The sequence below is a fragment of the Acidobacteriota bacterium genome (assembly GCA_035471785.1).
Classification (GTDB): Bacteria; Acidobacteriota; UBA6911; order RPQK01; family DATIPO01; genus JANQFM01.
The window spans coordinates 1-15,774 of the sequence record DATIPQ010000133.1 but is presented as its reverse complement, the minus strand read 5'-3'; the positions used below and the strand labels follow the sequence as shown (position 1 = coordinate 15,774).

The window sequence follows — 15,774 nt, the reverse complement described above, 5'->3', positions numbered from 1 at the left end:
CTTTAGGCTGCCGACGAAGCAGCGACTTGCAGGCGGATGCCCTCCCAGTCCTGGAGAATTCTGATGACTCGGAAGAGGTGGCGCATGTGAGGGTTGCCGCTTTCGGAGAACATGCGCATGAGGCTCTTGGACGAGCGCCCGGTGCGCTTGCCCAGTTCAATGAAACCGATGGTGGCGTTAATGTAGTCGCGCAGCACCGATTTGCCTTCCTCCACTTGGCCCCGCAACAGAGCTTCGACGCCTTGTCCGGTTTTCCCTTGGCGCTTGTCGCGCTCCCTTCTCTATAACGCGCCATCCATGCGGCTGAGCGATATTCGAGGGCCGATCTTGCGGATCGAGCGTTGCCGGGACTTCAGCCGGTTTGGAGGCAGTCGAGGAGAGGTTTCATGCGGCGGCGGGAGATGTCCAGGCGGGTGCCGTTGCGCAAGGTGAGCTGGCCGTGCCCGCCGGGCATGGGATCGACCTGGGCTACCGCGTCGAGGCGCACCAGCGCCGAGCGCGAGATGCGGAAAAAGAGCGACTCATCGAGGCGTTTTTCCAGATCGGTGAGAGTGGGATCGATCCAGAACTCCTTATCCGAGGTGCACAGTTTGGTGTAGCCCTCCTCGGTCCCGAAGTAGAGGACCTGGGCCTCGGGCACGACCTGAAAGCCCGATTTGTGGCGGGCCAGAAAGCGTATGGGACGGCCCGCTTTGCGCACGGCTTCGTCGAGGCGGTCCTCCAGACCTGCGTCCTGGGTCTCCTGCTTCGAGGACGAACGCAAGCGGGCCCGTTCCACGGATTCCTTGAGGCGGGCCCGCGAAACCGGCTTGAGAAGGTAGTCGAGGGCGAACATCTCGAAGGCGTCCACGGCGTACTGGTCGTAGGCCGTGCAGAAGACGATGAGAGGACGCGGAGAGGGTAGGGAAGCGGCTACTTCCAGGCCGCTGATGCCGGGCATCTGGATGTCCAGAAAAACGACGTCCGGATGTTTTGCTTCAACAGCCTCCAGCGCCTCTTGCCCGTCGCCGGCCTCGCCGACCACCTCGACATCGTCAAAGGCCGTCAGCAATTGACGCATGCGCTCCCGTGCCGGCGCCTCGTCGTCTACGATCAAAGCCTTCAACTCGGTTCCTCCTGGACAGTGCCGATCTGAACCTGATCGATGCCTAACTTTATCTCACACTTTCAGTGTTTGGTGGTTTTGACGGTGAATCCCAGGGTTGCGCCCTTGCGCACTTCGTTTGCGGCGGGCTTCACCCTGGGCTGGCGAATCGCTCCCCTTCAGGGAGCCAGGACTTGACTTTCAACGCAGTCGCTGCCTGCCCTCCGGAGCCTTGGCGAAGGAGGAGCCGGTGAATCGCCCCCCTTCAGGGAGCCCGGACTTGACTTTCAACGCAGTCGCTGCCATCGGTGATCACCGGCCCGTTGGCGGGTGGCCTGCTCCCGTCCCTCCCTGGCCTTGCCGTGCCCTTCCTAGTGCTGGCGGTCATAAATTCTGAGCCGGGGCCTTGCCAAGTTCGAGGTGCGACATGCGAATTTCGAAAGAACCCCGAAGGGGTGCAATTCGCCAGCCAAGGTCAGCCCCGGCGAGCGCGAGCGAGACGGCGGCGCCACCCTGGGTTTCAGACGGCAAAAGTCCGACACCCTCGAAAAGCGTGGAATAACGCGACGGGGTGGCTCAAAACTTCTGACGCACTGCACCAGCCTATCAAGCGGGGAAGGAGGCCTTTTCAGCCCTGCCCTGCGTCGCCTATGGCGAAGGAGGGTCCGCAGCCTTCAAAGCCAGCACGGTGCAGTCGTCCTGGGGGGAGCCGCTGTGGCGGCGCACCTGCTCGATGAGATGATTGCAGATTTCTTCGGGCGAGCCCTGCAGGGCCCGGGCGGCGGACTCGGCCACCCTTTCCAGGCCGAACTCCTCCTCCTCGGAGTCCTCCGCCTCGATCAGCCCGTCCGAGTAGAGGACGATGGTGTCCCCCGGCTCCAAGACCACTTCTTCCTGCTGGTAGTCGGCAGAGGCGAAGAGTCCCACGGGAGTGCCCCCGCTTTCCAGGCGCTGCGGAACGCTTCGGCCCGGTCGGAAGAGCAAGCCGGGCGGATGGCCGGCGTTGACATAGCTGAAGCGCCCCGACGACGGATCGAAGAGGCCATAGAAGAAGGTCACGTACATGCTGGGCTGGGTGGTTCGCCAGGTGCGCCGGTTCAGTTCCGCGATCAGCGAGTCTACCCGACCGCCATGCTGGGATGCCAGGGTTTCCAGCCGTCCCTGCAGGCCGGCCATCACCAGTCCGGCCGGGACGCCCTTGCCCGACACATCTCCCAGGGCCACGCCCAGCCGGTCCTGGGGCAGGCTGATGAAGTCGTAATAGTCGCCGCCGACTTCGGAGGCCGGACAGCAGACGGCGCCCACTTGCAGCCCGGGCCGGGTGGGGTAGCCCCGCTCCAGCAGTTGTTGCTGCACCCCCTTGGCTCGTTCCATTTCGCGGCCGCGCCGTGCCGAGGCCAGCGCGTCCTTGACCTTCCCCACGGTTCGCTGCAGCCGCTTGCGGGTGACGGGTTTGAGCAGGTAGTCGACGGCGTGCAGTTCGAAGGCGTCCAGCGCGTAGTCGTCAAAGGCGGTACAGAAGACCACCCGCGGACGGGGCGCCGGCAGGCGTGCCGCCACTTCGGTTCCGCTGGCCCCCGGCATCTGGATGTCGAGAAAGACCAAGTCGGGACGGACTTCGGCGATCTGTTGCAGGGCGTCCATGCCGTCCGCTGCTTCGCCCACCACCTGCAGTTCGCCGAAACCGTCCAGCAAGGCACGCAGACGGTTGCGTGCGGGTTGCTCGTCATCCACCAACATCACTCTGATCATATCGTCTTTCACCACAGGCTCTCAGCCTGCCTGGCCCTGCGCCATCTGTTGGCTGTCGCTCTCGGCGGGCATTTCGATGCGCACCACGGTGAGGCTGTTTTCCCGGTCGCGGGTGACTTCCAGCCGGGCCTGCCTCCCATAGTATCCCCGCAGGCGGCGCTGGACGCTCTTCAGTCCGAATCCTTCGCCGCGACGCCGCTCATCGGGACGGCTCAGCCCCTCCTCGAGATCGAATCCGGGACCATTGTCCTTGACCTTGAGGATCAGGCGGTCGCCCTGCCTGCGGGCTGAGATGCCGATGCGCCCGACGCCGCGCACCGAAGAGAGCCCGTGTTTGACGGCGTTTTCGACCAGCGTCTGCACCATCATGCCGGGCACCTTGATTTGGGCGGCCTCTTCCTCCAACTCGACTTCGTATTGGAGACGGTCTCCGAAGCGGGCCCGCTCGACGTCGAGGTAGGCGCTGAGGAAATCGAACTCGTCCTGCAGCAGCACCCATTCCTGTTCGGAACGGCGCAGCGTGTAGCGGAAGACTTCCGCCAACTGCTCCACCGTCTCCTCGGCCAGCTCCGGCTTCTGGTGAATCAGGGAAGCGATGGCGTTGAGGGCGTTGAAGAGAAAATGGGGATTGATCTGGGCCCTCAGAGCTTTCAGTTCGGAGCGGCTGGCGTGTAGCTTGAGGTCTTGCTCGCGCTTCTCCTGTTGTTTGCGCTTCTCTTGCAAACGCAGGTTTTCAAGCATGCGGGCCAGGATCTCGGCCAGCGTCTGCAGCAGTTTCTGATCGCTGCGGAAGTACGGTGTCTGGCTCTGCCGCTCCCCCATGTGGATGTAGCCGTAGATTCTTCCATCGGCCTGAATGGGCACCGTCAAGGCGGTGATGGAACCGTACTCGTCCCCTCGTATCAATTCGCTCTCTTGCTCGCCGGCTCGCGTCCCGATGGTTTCAACCCTCGCCTCAGCCAGGAAGATTTCCCCCAGAATGCGTCCGGATTGGGTTCGCAGCCTCTGTTCGTCGGTAGAATCGCGCACGGCTCCCAGGAATTCCTTGGCCGCCTCGGTGGCTTCGAACTGGCGTCCAAACCACCATTGGTCAAGCTTGCGCGACAAGAGACGGGAGAGCATGGGGAGCGACAGGGCCAAGGGAAGAAAGGCCAGGGTGAGAAGCAGGGCTCCCTCGTCGTCGGCCCTCAAGTCGGGCACGAGGGCCGGCAGTCCGACGAAGAAAATGAGCAGCAGTCCGAACACCAGGAAGAAGAAAAGCCCCCGCTTGACGACCAGGTCGAAGAACTCGTAGCGCTGCTGGTAATAAAGGCCCACGAAAACGAAGGTGAGGGGCATGGTGCGGGCCACCAAGAATCCGACCTCCCGCAGCATGGGCAGCCAGAAAGTGAACGGCAGCGCCAGCAGCACGGCCAGCAGGAAGATCATTCTGCGGCGATAGACGCTGCGGCGTTCTTCCTCGGTCGGGAGTTTGGCCTCCTTCTTCTCGGTTCTCTTGACCCACAGAATGAGGGCGATGCAGAAGACGGCTGTGTAAGAAAACCCCAATTGGAAGAAAGTACCTATCCGCTCTCCCGAGATGGTGCTCCAGCCCAGAATGACGCCGAGGATCTGAGAGACGGAATAGAGCGCTCCCAGCCAGGAAACCGCAAGGCCGGCCAGCCAGGGCCATTGGCGGTTCAGTTTGTTTCTTTCGGACGCATAGAAGATCTGGCAAATGAGGGGAGGGAAAAAGAGCGCCGCCTCGGTGAAGAGAAGTTGCCAGGCCTGTCGCTGGACAAGCTTTCCCAGGTAGGGAACGGCGTCGATGATTCCCAGGAGAAACCAGAAGATGGAGAGCATGTTGATGGCCAGTGAAGAAACCAACTCGAAAAGAGGCGGCTTCTTCTCGGCCTTCAAGGTCATGTAGGTCAGCACCGAAAAGGCCACTACGCCGAAGGTGCTGAGGTAGAGCGCAATCCAGGAGTAAGCATCCATATCCGTTTCCTTACCCTGCCATTATGAGACTGGATGCGCCGGCAATCTACGTCGCAGCGCTCAACGGTTGAATTGAGCAGGTCAATGGTCGTGGCCGCCCTCTTATCGGCCGGGGCCTCGCAGGTTCTGCTCCAGGGCCTGGCCCAGGGAGATGTTTTGCGTGGAAAGGGTCGATCCCAGTGCGCGCTGGAGGCGCAGGCTGCTCTGGATCAGGTCGACCCGGTTGCGGATCAGCACCGATTCGGCCTGGGTCAGATCGCGTTGCACTTCGATCATGTCGCGGGTGGTGGCCATGCCCACGTCGAAACGGGCCTGCTGGCTGTCGAGACGCTCGCGGGAAAGGCGCACGGCGGCCTGGGCGGCCTCCACGCCGGCGCTGTTCATCTCGATCTCGGTCAGCGCCCGGCGGACTTCCAGGGCCACTTCTTGCAGCAGCGAGCGGCGTGCCAACTGCTCCTGGTCCAGCGCGATCTGAGCCTGGGCGTTCCGGGCCCGGGCCGCCTTGTTGCCCAGGGGCAGGCGGAAGTCGAGAGCCACCAGGTAGCCGTAGAAGTCGCCGCCGAAGAGCTGCTCCAAGGAATCGCCGGCGCCTCCCGGCTGGATGTCGATGACGGGAGCGTTGATGAATCCGCCCGAGAAGTCGCGGATGAGACGGCGTCCCCCCAGGCCGAACTGCTGGTAGGAAAGCAGCAGGTCGAGTTGGGGCTTGAGGCGGTTGCGGGAGCGCTCCAGCAGGACGCGCGAGTTCTCAATCCGCAAGCCCGCCCGAGCCAGCTCAGGACGGTTGCCGCGGGCCTGCTCCATGAGCTGGGGGAAGGGAGAGGCCACGGGAGGCGGTTGATAAATGTCCTGAGAAGGCACGATCTCGCCCGGGAAGGCGCGGGGGTCCTCAAGCCCGGTGATGAGGCGGATCAACTGGTCCTGGGCCAGGCGGTAGTTGAAGCGTGATCGGATAAGCTGCTCGCGGCGCGCGGCTACCTCGGCCTCGGCCTCGATCACCTCGACGCGGGCCGCCGAACCCACCTCGAAACGGGCCTGATTCTGGTCCATGGTGGTCTGGGCCAATTCCAGAGACTCTTCCTGCACCTTGATGTCTTCGAGGGCGAACTGCAGCTCCCAATAGCCCTCTTGCACCGCAAGGACGACGTCGGCTACGCGGGTCTCGAACTCGTGGCGTGAAATGTCGAGATCGTTGCTCGAGATTTCGATGTCGTAGTCGGCGTCGATCCGTCCCCAGCCCCTGAGCAGGTTCTGGCGCAAGGTGGCTGCCAAGTCGGTGGCAATGGCGGGGACCAGATCGGCGAAGGAGTTGGTGGTGCTGTTGCGGTTGGCGTTGAATTCGAATTCGAAATGGGTTCCGGAGGAAAGGTCCTGCCGGTAGCCGAATTCATAGCGGGTGTCGACGTCGGTGACGCTCTCCCCTCCGGCCAACAGGCTGGCGGTGGGCTGGGTGGTGCGCTGCCAGTCGAAATTGAAGAGGAACTCGGGATCGTAGACTCCGCGGCGGGCTTCGATTTCCCAGAAGGCCGAGAGGGGCCGATGGCGCTCGACGTTGATGTCGAGGTTGTTGCGCAGGGCCATTTCAACCGCCTGGCGCTGGCTCAGGTAGACCTTTCCGGCGTCGACGCGACCCATGACGTGCAGGTCGGGAGTTGTGATTTCACGGCGCGGCTGGTCCTGGTGCCAGCGGCCTTGGGCCCACAGCGGCGAGGCCGCCGGGAAGGCGCCCAGCAGCGCCAGAAAAAAAGCGGTAACGCGGGTCATCATGGCGAGTGCTCCGGTTGTCTTGGTTGCGGCCCCCTGGTTCGGCGGACGGGTGTGGGACACAGCACGGGGTCAGAGAGGGATCCTCTTTGCGCGGCAGCACGTCCAGATTCAGGTCACCAATCATCATGATGGAATGGGAGCCGAACCGGGGCTGGCGGGGTGCTGTCACGGGCGGACGGGGCGGAGCCGCCTCAGTACTTGAGGATGGAGTAGATGTTGTGTCCGTCCAGCTTGGAGCGGCCGTTGAGGAACTCCAATTCTACCAGGAAGGCCAGTTCGTGAACGCTGCCTCCCAACTTCTTCACCATCTCGACGGTAGCGGCGGCCGTGCCGCCGGTGGCGATCAAGTCGTCGACGATGAGGATGTTCTGATCGGCCTCGATGGCATCGCGGTGTATTTCAAGGGTGTCCGAGCCGTATTCCAGGTCGTAGGAGTGGGAAAGCTTCTCGGCCGGCAGCTTGCCGGGCTTGCGCACGGGAATGAATCCGGCCCCGATGTTGGCGGCCAGGGCGGGAGCGAAGATGAATCCCCGCGACTCGATGCCCAGCACCTGGTCGATTCCGGCCCCGTGGTAGCGCTCGGAAAGGATGTCCAGGACCTGGCGCAACCCCTGAGCGTCTTTCAGCAAGGTGGTGACGTCGTAAAACAGAATGCCCGGTTTGGGAAAATCGGGCACCTCGCGAATCTTCTTTTTCAATTCTTCCATGGCTGCCTACCTTTCGATCGTGAATAACTGGAAGTCCTTCTCCGGACCCTCTTCTTCCCGAATCGAATCGACCTCGGAGAAGCGCGGACCTTGGTTGAGATGGCTCTTGAACTCATCTAGGGTCTCGGAATCGGCTTGGGCCACCACTTCGACCGTGCCGTCGGGATTGTTGCGCACCCAACCTTTAACCCTCAGGCGGGCCGCGGTTTGCTGGGTGAAGTAGCGGAATCCTACGCCTTGAACCCGGCCGCAAAGAACATATCGTCGAGTCATGTTGAACGTGCCGTCTGGGTGGGAATGGTCGGGGCGAGAGGATTTGAACCTCCGACCTCACGGTCCCGAACCGTGCGCGCTGCCAGGCTGCGCCACGCCCCGTATGCGAAGCTCTAGTTTATAACATACTTGATGAGCAGGAATCCACCGATGAGCAGGACGGTGAAGAGGACGGCCAGCAGGTTGAAATAGCGGTCGATGAAGCGCTGGATGTGAGGTCCGAAATAGAGGATCAGCAGGCCGATGAGGAAAAAGCGCAGGCCGCGGCTGATCAGGCTGGCCAGGAAGAAAATGGGCAAGTTGAGCTGGAAGACTCCCGCTGCCAGCGTAAACACCTTGTAAGGAATGGGCGTGAACCCCGCAATGCCCACCGCCATGGCGTCGTAATCGCGGTAGAGCTGCTGGACGCTCTGGAACTGTTCTTCCATCTGGTAAAACTCGACGATGGGCCGACCCAGCAGTTCGAAGAACTGATAGCCGATCCAGTAGCCGATGCCCGCGCCCAAAACCGAGCCCGCCGTCGTCACCAGGGCGAAAAAGAGGGCGCGGCGGGGCGCCCCTACCGCCAAGGCGATCAGCAGGACATCGGGAGGGATGGGGAAAAAGGAGGACTCCGCCACGGCGATGGCGAAAAGGGCCCAGGTACCATAGGGGCTCTCGGCAAAGCTCAAGACCCAGTCATATAGTCTGCGGACCCACCTCATCGGCAGGCTCTCCGAGAGCGCGGCCCGTTTCGTAGACAAAGCATAGACAATATTAAGTCAATAATGAATCCGCCTCGTCGGGAAAGGCATCTAGAGAAGTGCATCCGATGGATGCCGAGGAGAAGGGGCCGGATACGACTCAAGTACGAACAAATTGCCCCCGTTCATCTTTCGTGTCGTTCTCCAAATCCGGTCCCTTCTCCAGACTCTTCTCAGCGGCTTTCTTCGGCCACCACTCCTTCGGCGATGACGATCTCCACACGCCGGTTCTGCTGACGGCCCCGGGCGGTGGAGTTGTCGGCGATGGGCCGGTCCAGCCCGTAGCCGACGGCTTTCATGCGGGTCGAAGCCAGTCCCTGCTCAGCCAAGAAGTCGAGCACGGAATCGGCCCGCTCCTGCGACAGCCTGAGGTTGTAGGAAGCCGTGCCGGTGGAGTCGGTGTGTCCCTCGATGCGAAGGTTGAGATCCTGCATGATGAGGAGGATGCCGGCCAGCTTGGCCAGCACCAGACGGGCTTGCGGTTTGAGATCGGCCTTGTTGGTGTCGAAGAGGATGTCGGGCAGGTTGACGATAAAGCCGCGGGCCGAGTTGCGGGTATCGGCTACCTGGGAGAGAGCGTTTTGCAGACGGCCTTCCAGGGTTTCCTTCTCTTCTCTCAGATCCTGCATGCCTGCCCGCAAGGTTTCCCTTTCCTGGCGCAAGTCTTCCAGGGCCTGTTCCAGTTGGGCGTTCTCGCGGTTCAACCGGGCCTGACGGTCTTCCAGCCGCTCCAGTTCCTGGCGGGCCTGCCGCACGGCGTTCTCGGCCATCCGCTTCTCGTTTTCGAGGCTGGCCTGTTCGGCCCTCAGCCGCTCTTGCTGGCTCTGCAGGCGGCTGATTTCCTGCTGCGACTGAGCGGCGATCCGCTGGGCCCTTTCTTCGGCGGCTGCGGCCTTGGCTTGAGCTTCCTCTGCATCGGCCTGGGCACTCTCGGCCCTGGCCCGGGCGCTTTCGGCTTCCTCACGCAGTTCTTCCATGCGCGCCTGCCGTTGGGCGATCTGGCGCTCCAGTTCTTCGGCTTGTTTGCGGCGCAGGGTGATCTTGATGGCCTCGTTGCTGGAGGCGACCGACTTGCGGGCGAACTCGCGGGCGCCGCCGCGGCTGCGGGAGGAGCGGGCCATCTGCTGCGACTGGCGCAGCGTCAGAGAGGCCTCGGACATGATATCAGGGGCGTACTCCCGGGCGCCCAGTTCCTGGGCCAACTGGTAGACCTTTTCAGCCTGAACGACATCCAGCGGCTTGTCCCCGTCATAGTCGACGGGCGAGAGATTGTCGAAGCCGCGGCGGGGGGCGGGCGAGAAATTGTTGTAGGTGAGCTGGCTGGAGGGCGCTTGCGGCTCCGAACTGGGGGCATTCTTGAAAATGACCATGGCCGAGGGTCTGGAGACCTGGTAGTAGGGCTCTCCGGTGACCATCAGGGCGAAAGTGCGCAGTCCTGTCGAGTAGCGGACCTTGTCGTCGCGCTCCTGGGGACGCACCCACAGCTCGCCCAGGTTTTCGGCTCCCCCGTCGCGATTGACGGCCCACAGCACATAGGCGGTCACGTCGCCTCCGAAGAGCACGGCGGGTTTCATGTTGTCGTACTCGACTTCGATGCGCATCTGGCCTTCCTTGAATTCCATCTTGGCTTTCATGCGGGCATCGGGCAGAAACGTACTGCGCAGCATTTCGATCTGCACGCTCTTGCGTTCGGGAAAACGCACCACGTTGAGCTGCTCCTGGACCTCTTGCGCCCAAAGCGCCGTGGAGAGGGTGGCGATGAGCAATAACAGGGCTGACTTCTTCATGGAGCGATACTCCTTATCTCAAATACTACGGGCCTTATCTCAAATACTTCGGGCCAGTCATCGGAAACGAAACCAGCGAACCGGAGCCGCCTCCGGCGGGGAAACGGCTCCGGGCGATTCTCCGCGAATTCTACAACAAATCGATTTCCTCCACCTCCGAGCCGTTGTAGACGACGTCGCCTCCCTCCTCCAGTATCTTGCGGCAGAGCGGGCAGTCGAGGCTGAAGAACTCCTGGGGATCGAAGTCGGCCACCCGCCGGGCGATGGTGTCGGCGTCGGGGCTGTCGAGGTGGACGAGGCGGAAGATGCCCACCGGAGTAAAGACCGCCTCTTCTTCGTCGTACTGGTCTTGGCAGTCGCTGTCCCTGGGCAGGACGGCAGGGCGCGGGTCCGAGGCCCTCTTGCGGGGGGACTTTGCAGAGGACATGGATTGCCTCCTCTCCTGTTGGGGCCGGCTCGCCGGGGACGCTTGGCGGCAAGCCGGCCGATGATGCGTCCCGCCTCTCTATAGACGTGCCCGATAGGCCGATCTGCGAAGCTTTCTGAATGCCGGGCCGAGGAAGGCCTTGTCCGCAGCTCTCAGGGGCCGCCTTGAAAGATCCCCCTCGGGCTCGTACACTGTCACTTAAGGCGCCCCTCCATGACGAGGGGCGAACGCGTTTTGGAGAGTGTGAAAGAGACGGCTGAGGAGGGCGAAGGAAGCATGGCCACGAAGTACAAGGTAGGGAGAAACTGCGACAGTTGGTGCACCAAGTGCAAGCTCACTCTTGAGCACGTCATCGTCTCGATGGTGGGCAGCCGGCCTGCCCGGGTGCAATGTCTCACCTGCAAATCGAACCATAACTTTCGACAAGCTCCCAGCAGCAAGAAAAGTACAAAGAAAGGCGTCAAGATGGTTTCCAGCAAGAGCAAGGCCAAGTCCTCAGGTCCCAGGTCCAAGACCAGCCGCACCCGCGGGCCCGGGGGCAAGAACTGGAACACGCTGATCACCGAACGAGATACCTCCAAGGCCCGGCGCTACAAATTGACGGCCACCTTCGAAAACGAGGAGCTGATCGACCACTCCCGCTTCGGCATGGGCATCGTCCTGGAGGCGGTGCCTGACAAGATCGAGGTGCTATTCGAGGACGGCGCCCGCACCTTGGCTCACAGCCGCTGACAAGCGCGGCCGGAGGTGATATAAACTAAGACTTGCCATGGCCAAACATCGGCTCAGACACCTGATTGCTGTTTCCCTTGTCCTGGCATTCCTCTGTTTCACCGCCAGCCAGTCTGTGGAGATCGCCCATCCCATCGAGGAGGCCTCCCAGACCGACCACCGGCATCCCAGGGGCGACTCCGGTCTCGATCTGGTCTGCGTCCAGTCTGGCGACCACAACCACTTCTGCCTCCACCAGCAGAGTCTGGCCCCCAGCGTGGAGGCACCGGAACTTCTGCCCACCTGGGCTCGGCTGGATGCCCACCCCGACTCCGATCCTCATTTCCTGATCGGGACCGAACTCGATCTGCGCCCCCGCGGCCCCCCCCGACCGCCCTCCACCGTCTAAATCTCCCAGTCTACGGATTCAAGTTTTTTGCTGAAAGCAGCAGGCCGGATGCAATAGGAGTGCGTCCGGCGGAGGGTTTTTACATGATGTTTCTAAGAATGCGGCCGCTGCGCTTTTTGTATTTGCCGGCAGCGCTTGTGATCTGCTGGGCCGGAGTCAGTTCGGCCCAGGACTCGGCACGCCTGCAAGGTCAGGTTAGGTTTGTCAACAACGGACAGCCGATCCATTCCGCCACCGTCATGGTGGTGGAATTGAGCAAGGTCGTCGAAACGGACGCCGAAGGGCGCTATGCGATGCAGCTTCCGGCTGGATCCTACACGGTGATCGCTTACACGAATTCTCTGACGGCACCAAGCGCCGCCGTCGAAGTCCGCTCCGGGGAAACGCGCTCCCTCGACTTCGCCCTGGAGCTGACTCCCCTTAAACACGAAATCACGGTCACGGCTGAAGACATCCAGCAGACGGCCTTCCAAGCGGTGCAGTCGGTCAGTTCGCTGGATTCGATCGACCTCAGCCGCCGCCACGCTCCCGGCCTGGGCGAAGTGCTCAAGGATCAGCCGGGCGTGTCCAAGCGCAGCTTCGGTCCGGGGAGTTCGAGGCCGGTGATCCGCGGCTTCGACGGCGACCGTGTCCTGATCATGCAGGACGGGATCAGGGTCGGTTCGCTGGCTTCCCAATCCGGCGACCACGGCGAGCCCATCGATTCCACCAGCCTGGAGAGGCTGGAGGTCCTCAAAGGCCCGGCCACGCTTCTCTACGGCAGCAACGCGCTGGGGGGAGTCGTCAACGCCCTCAGCGGCCATTTCGAGGTCCACACCCAGCCCCATGAGGGCACCCGCGCCAAGGTGTCGACGGTGGCGGGCAGCGCCGACCGGCACTTGGGAGGAAGCCTGACCGCCGAGCACGGTGTTGGACAGTGGCTCTTCTGGGTTGGCGGAGGCGGCCAGAGAACCCGAGACTATGAGACGCCTCAAGGCGAGATCACCAATTCGGCTTCTCGCATCAGCAACGCAAGGGCCGGCCTCGGCTACTACGGCGAGAAAGCCTTTGCCAGTTTCGGCTACACCTACAATGACGGCCGCTACGGCATCCCCTTCGCCCAGGAGTTCCACGGACACGAGGAGGAGGGAGAAGGCGACGGCGGCGAAGAAGAAGACCTGGAGGCTGTCGACGTGGCCTTTCGTCGTCACAACCTGCGCTTCGCCGGCGGATTCCGCAGCCTCGGCTCATGGATCAACTCCTTCAAACTCTCCCTCAACTACACCGATTGGGGCCATGACGAGCTTGAGGTCTTCGATGGCGGAGAGGAGATCGAGGTGGGAACGGCCTTCCAAAACCGGCAGTTCGTCTACCGCGGGGTGTTTCAGCAGGCCCAAAGAGGTCTGCTTTCCGGAAGCTTCGGTTTCTGGGGCCTGAGCCGAGACTATGACGTCAGCGGAGAGGAGGCGCTTTCGCCGCCCGTCGACGAGAGCGCCTTTGCCCTCTTCACCTTGCAGGAGATCGACTTCGAACACGTCAAGCTGCAGTTCGGGGGCCGTCTGGAGCACAATCGATTCAAGCCCCAGGGCCCGCAACTCCGGGGACAGGGGAATGAGGGCGGCGAGGCGGAATTGCTGCGTCTTCCCGACCGCGACTTCACCGGCCTCTCGGGGGGCGTGGGGGCCCGCTTCGACCTCTGGGAGGGCGGCGCCTTCGTGGCCAACTTCGTCAGTTCCTACCGAGCCCCTGCCCTGGAGGAGCTTTACAACTTCGGCCCCCACGTCGGGAATCTGGCTTTCGAGGTGGGCGATCCCGACCTCGTGAGAGAGCGCAGCAACGGCCTCGACTTGTCTTTGCGTCATTCCAAGGGCCGCGTCAGGGCCGAAGCCAGCTTTTTCTACTACGACATCGACGATTTCGTTTTCCTGGCTCCCACCGGCCAGATCGAGGACGGTCTCATCGAAGCCGATTTTTCCCAGGGCGACTCACGCTTTGTAGGGTCCGAACTGCGCCTGGACGTGGGAGTCCATGACTCGGTCTGGCTCAACTTCGGACTCGACACGGTGGATGCCCAGTTGACCGGCAGCGGCGAATCGCTTCCCAGGATTCCCCCGCTGCGGGCCAGGCTGGGCGTCGATTTCCGGCATGACGGCTTCAGCTTCAAGCCGGAGTGGGTGGTGGCCGACGGGCGCAAGGAGGACATCTTCGCCAGCGAGACGCCCACCGGCGGTTACGGCGTCGTCAACCTGGCAGCCTCCTACACCCTGCCGGGGCGCCATCTGCTGCACCACTTTTCCCTCAACGTCTACAACGTGGGCGACAAGCTCTACCGCAACCATCTCTCCTTCATCAAGGACTTCGCGCCCGAGATCGGGAGAGGCGTCAGCTTGGCCTACACGGTGGAGTTGTTTTAGACGCCTTAGCGCATCCAGCGGCGGACCTTCTCCACCAGGGCCTGGGGGTCGTTGACGTTGAGCAGCAGTTGCTCGACCCGTCCCTGGGCGTCCAGCAGGAAGACCGAGGGGAAGATGTTGACGCCGCCCATGGCCTCCCAGTTCGCCCGGTCGAGCAGGTAGTTGGGGAAAGCCATCCCCTCTTCCCGGGCGTACTGGCTCCGCTCGGCGTCGTCGGGCTGAAGGCCCAGTACGGCGTCGGCGTTGTAGCCGACGATCTGCAGCTCTGAACTGGAGAATTCCCGCTCCAGCTCGACGATGGAGGGAGCCAGCCGGCGGCACACCGGGCAGCGCGTCACCCACAGCCAAACCAGGCGGGGCTTGCCCGCCTGCAACCCATGAGATCCGCTGAAGGGGTTCTTCAAGTCGAGGGAGGGGAAGCTTACTCCCTGCCAGTCGCTGACGCGCACGGGGACGCTGTTCTGTTCAATGAAGGCCTGCAGTTTGGCGGCGTCCACCGATTGCAGCTCTCCCTCTGGGTCAAGCTCCACCATACGGGGCAGACGGGGTTCCGCCTCCAGGACTCTGAGAAGCAGAGCGGCGGAATCTTCCTCCAATCCGAAGGCCTGGGCCAGTTCCCTGCAACTGGGGAGCCGTCCGTCGCTCTGGCGCACCGTTTCGATGCGGGCGGGAAGGCGGAAGAAGACCTCGTAGAGGCGGGCGGCGTAGACGCGGGCCTCTCGAGAAAGGTCCTGGTCGGACCAGATCTCCGAGAAGAGCACTCTGCCCTTTTCCGAGGCCAACATGGCCTCGACGCGCTCGTGGATAACGGTCTTGGCGGAGCCCTGGGGGGAGGCCGAAAGCCCGCTTCCGGATGGGGGGTTGGCCCAAGCCACAACCACTGCCGTCAGCAGAATGGAGTATGTTGGCAAAGTTCGCGAGAGATTCATTTCCTTGATTCTCTTGACGAAGGAGTCCTCGCCGGGTTCCAATCCTTGTGGCCGTCCTCTCTTGAAAATGCGCCTTTTTTCGCACAATCGCGACGAAGCCGCTACAATGTTTCAGGATGCCTACAGGGGTCGAAGCAATCGGGGGGCGGGCCTCGTGGGAACCGCCAACTTATCTTTTTGGAGGAGTGATGAAACGAGTTCTCGTCCTCGCGTTTTTGGCTGGGGCGCTGACGCTGACTGCGTTGGCGTCCTCTTACGTAATGGTCAGCGATTCCGACTTGGCCAGCCGCTCGTCGGCCGTTGTCATCGGACAGGTCTTGCAGGCCCAGGGGGTGATGCAGGACGGGATTCCCTGGACGCGCTATACCCTGGGAGTGGAAGAAAGCCTACGCGGCCGTCTGTCCGGGCGCATCGAAGTCGACGTCCCCGGCGGCATCGTCGGTGACGTGGGCTTGAAACTCTACGGAATGCCCTCTTTCGCACAGGGGGAAAAGGTCCTGCTCTTTCTCTCGGGGCGCGATGGCTCGAGCATGCGCCTGACCCATCAGATGCTGGGGGCTTTTTCCCTTTACGACACGCCCAATGGCGAAGTCGCCTTGCGTCACCTGGAAGGTGCCGTCGAGATGCAACTCCCCCGTTTGGGCCAGCGGGGACGTTACCATCGTCCCCGCAATGTGGAGGCTTTCAGCCGTTGGCTGAAGAGCGAGAGCCGCCCGGCGGAGGACTATTTCGTCGACTTGAGCCGGCAAGAAGCCGAGGAAATCGGCCGCCAGCGCGAACTGAGGCAGCGCTTCACCCTGCTTGAATGCCGCGAC

15 protein-coding genes and 1 tRNA gene are annotated in these 15,774 nt (G+C 62.5%); 4 read left to right on the top strand and 12 right to left on the bottom strand.

All coding sequences use genetic code 11. The features are described 5' to 3' along the window. Positions 1–2: 2 nt before the first annotated feature. The 11 genes from VLU25_18570 to VLU25_18520 all read right to left on the bottom strand — a co-directional run bounded on the left by VLU25_18570 (position 3) and on the right by VLU25_18520 (position 10,517). Complete coding sequence (locus VLU25_18570) at positions 3–215, bottom strand: hypothetical protein (GenBank protein ID HSR69938.1); 213 nt, start codon at positions 213–215, stop codon at positions 3–5. A 137-nt stretch (positions 216–352) separates the two neighbouring features. Beyond that, entirely contained in the window at positions 353–1,105 is a 753-nt protein-coding gene (locus tag VLU25_18565; protein ID HSR69937.1) for a LytTR family DNA-binding domain-containing protein, read from the bottom strand. 627 nt (positions 1,106–1,732) lie between these two features. Further along, complete coding sequence (locus VLU25_18560; protein HSR69936.1) at positions 1,733–2,836, bottom strand: SpoIIE family protein phosphatase; 1,104 nt, start codon at positions 2,834–2,836, stop codon at positions 1,733–1,735. A gap of 21 nt (positions 2,837–2,857) precedes the next feature. Beyond that, positions 2,858–4,813 carry a histidine kinase gene (locus VLU25_18555; GenBank protein ID HSR69935.1) on the bottom strand — a complete coding sequence of 652 codons (1,956 nt, stop codon included), beginning with the start codon at positions 4,811–4,813 and terminating at the stop codon, positions 2,858–2,860. 102 nt (positions 4,814–4,915) lie between these two features. Then, positions 4,916–6,580 (bottom strand): TolC family protein, encoded by a 1,665-nt coding sequence (locus VLU25_18550; protein HSR69934.1) that lies wholly within the window; start codon positions 6,578–6,580, stop codon positions 4,916–4,918. Between the two features lie 191 nt (positions 6,581–6,771). Next, entirely contained in the window at positions 6,772–7,287 is a 516-nt protein-coding gene (locus VLU25_18545; protein ID HSR69933.1) for an adenine phosphoribosyltransferase, read from the bottom strand. Positions 7,288–7,293: 6 nt separating this feature from the next. Beyond that, positions 7,294–7,560 (bottom strand): acylphosphatase, encoded by a 267-nt coding sequence (locus VLU25_18540; GenBank protein ID HSR69932.1) that lies wholly within the window; start codon positions 7,558–7,560, stop codon positions 7,294–7,296. A 25-nt stretch (positions 7,561–7,585) separates the two neighbouring features. Next, positions 7,586–7,662 (bottom strand) — tRNA-Pro (locus VLU25_18535). 11 nt (positions 7,663–7,673) lie between these two features. Then, positions 7,674–8,264 (bottom strand): YqaA family protein, encoded by a 591-nt coding sequence (locus tag VLU25_18530; protein ID HSR69931.1) that lies wholly within the window; start codon positions 8,262–8,264, stop codon positions 7,674–7,676. Between the two features lie 212 nt (positions 8,265–8,476). Continuing rightward, complete coding sequence (locus VLU25_18525) at positions 8,477–10,090, bottom strand: OmpA family protein (protein HSR69930.1); 1,614 nt, start codon at positions 10,088–10,090, stop codon at positions 8,477–8,479. 130 nt (positions 10,091–10,220) lie between these two features. Beyond that, positions 10,221–10,517, bottom strand: a complete 297-nt coding sequence (locus VLU25_18520) for a hypothetical protein (GenBank protein ID HSR69929.1) — start codon at positions 10,515–10,517, stop codon at positions 10,221–10,223. 276 nt (positions 10,518–10,793) lie between these two features. On the opposite strand from VLU25_18520, the gene VLU25_18515 reads away from it, so the two are divergent. The 3 genes from VLU25_18515 to VLU25_18505 all read left to right on the top strand — a co-directional run bounded on the left by VLU25_18515 (position 10,794) and on the right by VLU25_18505 (position 14,030). Continuing rightward, on the top strand, positions 10,794–11,249 hold the full coding sequence (locus VLU25_18515; GenBank protein ID HSR69928.1) for a hypothetical protein: 456 nt from the start codon (positions 10,794–10,796) through the stop codon (positions 11,247–11,249). 37 nt (positions 11,250–11,286) lie between these two features. Further along, the gene (locus tag VLU25_18510) at positions 11,287–11,637 is read left to right on the top strand and encodes a hypothetical protein (GenBank protein ID HSR69927.1); all 351 of its coding nucleotides are present in this window, start codon (positions 11,287–11,289) and stop codon (positions 11,635–11,637) included. 83 nt (positions 11,638–11,720) lie between these two features. After that, on the top strand, positions 11,721–14,030 hold the full coding sequence (locus VLU25_18505) for a TonB-dependent receptor (GenBank protein HSR69926.1): 2,310 nt from the start codon (positions 11,721–11,723) through the stop codon (positions 14,028–14,030). 5 nt (positions 14,031–14,035) lie between these two features. Here the strand turns inward: VLU25_18505 and VLU25_18500 are convergent, their stop codons facing one another. Continuing rightward, complete coding sequence (locus VLU25_18500; GenBank protein ID HSR69925.1) at positions 14,036–14,959, bottom strand: TlpA disulfide reductase family protein; 924 nt, start codon at positions 14,957–14,959, stop codon at positions 14,036–14,038. 188 nt (positions 14,960–15,147) lie between these two features. On the opposite strand from VLU25_18500, the gene VLU25_18495 reads away from it, so the two are divergent. Continuing rightward, the coding region (locus tag VLU25_18495; GenBank protein HSR69924.1) for a hypothetical protein at positions 15,148–15,774 on the top strand (627 nt) is incomplete at its 3' end.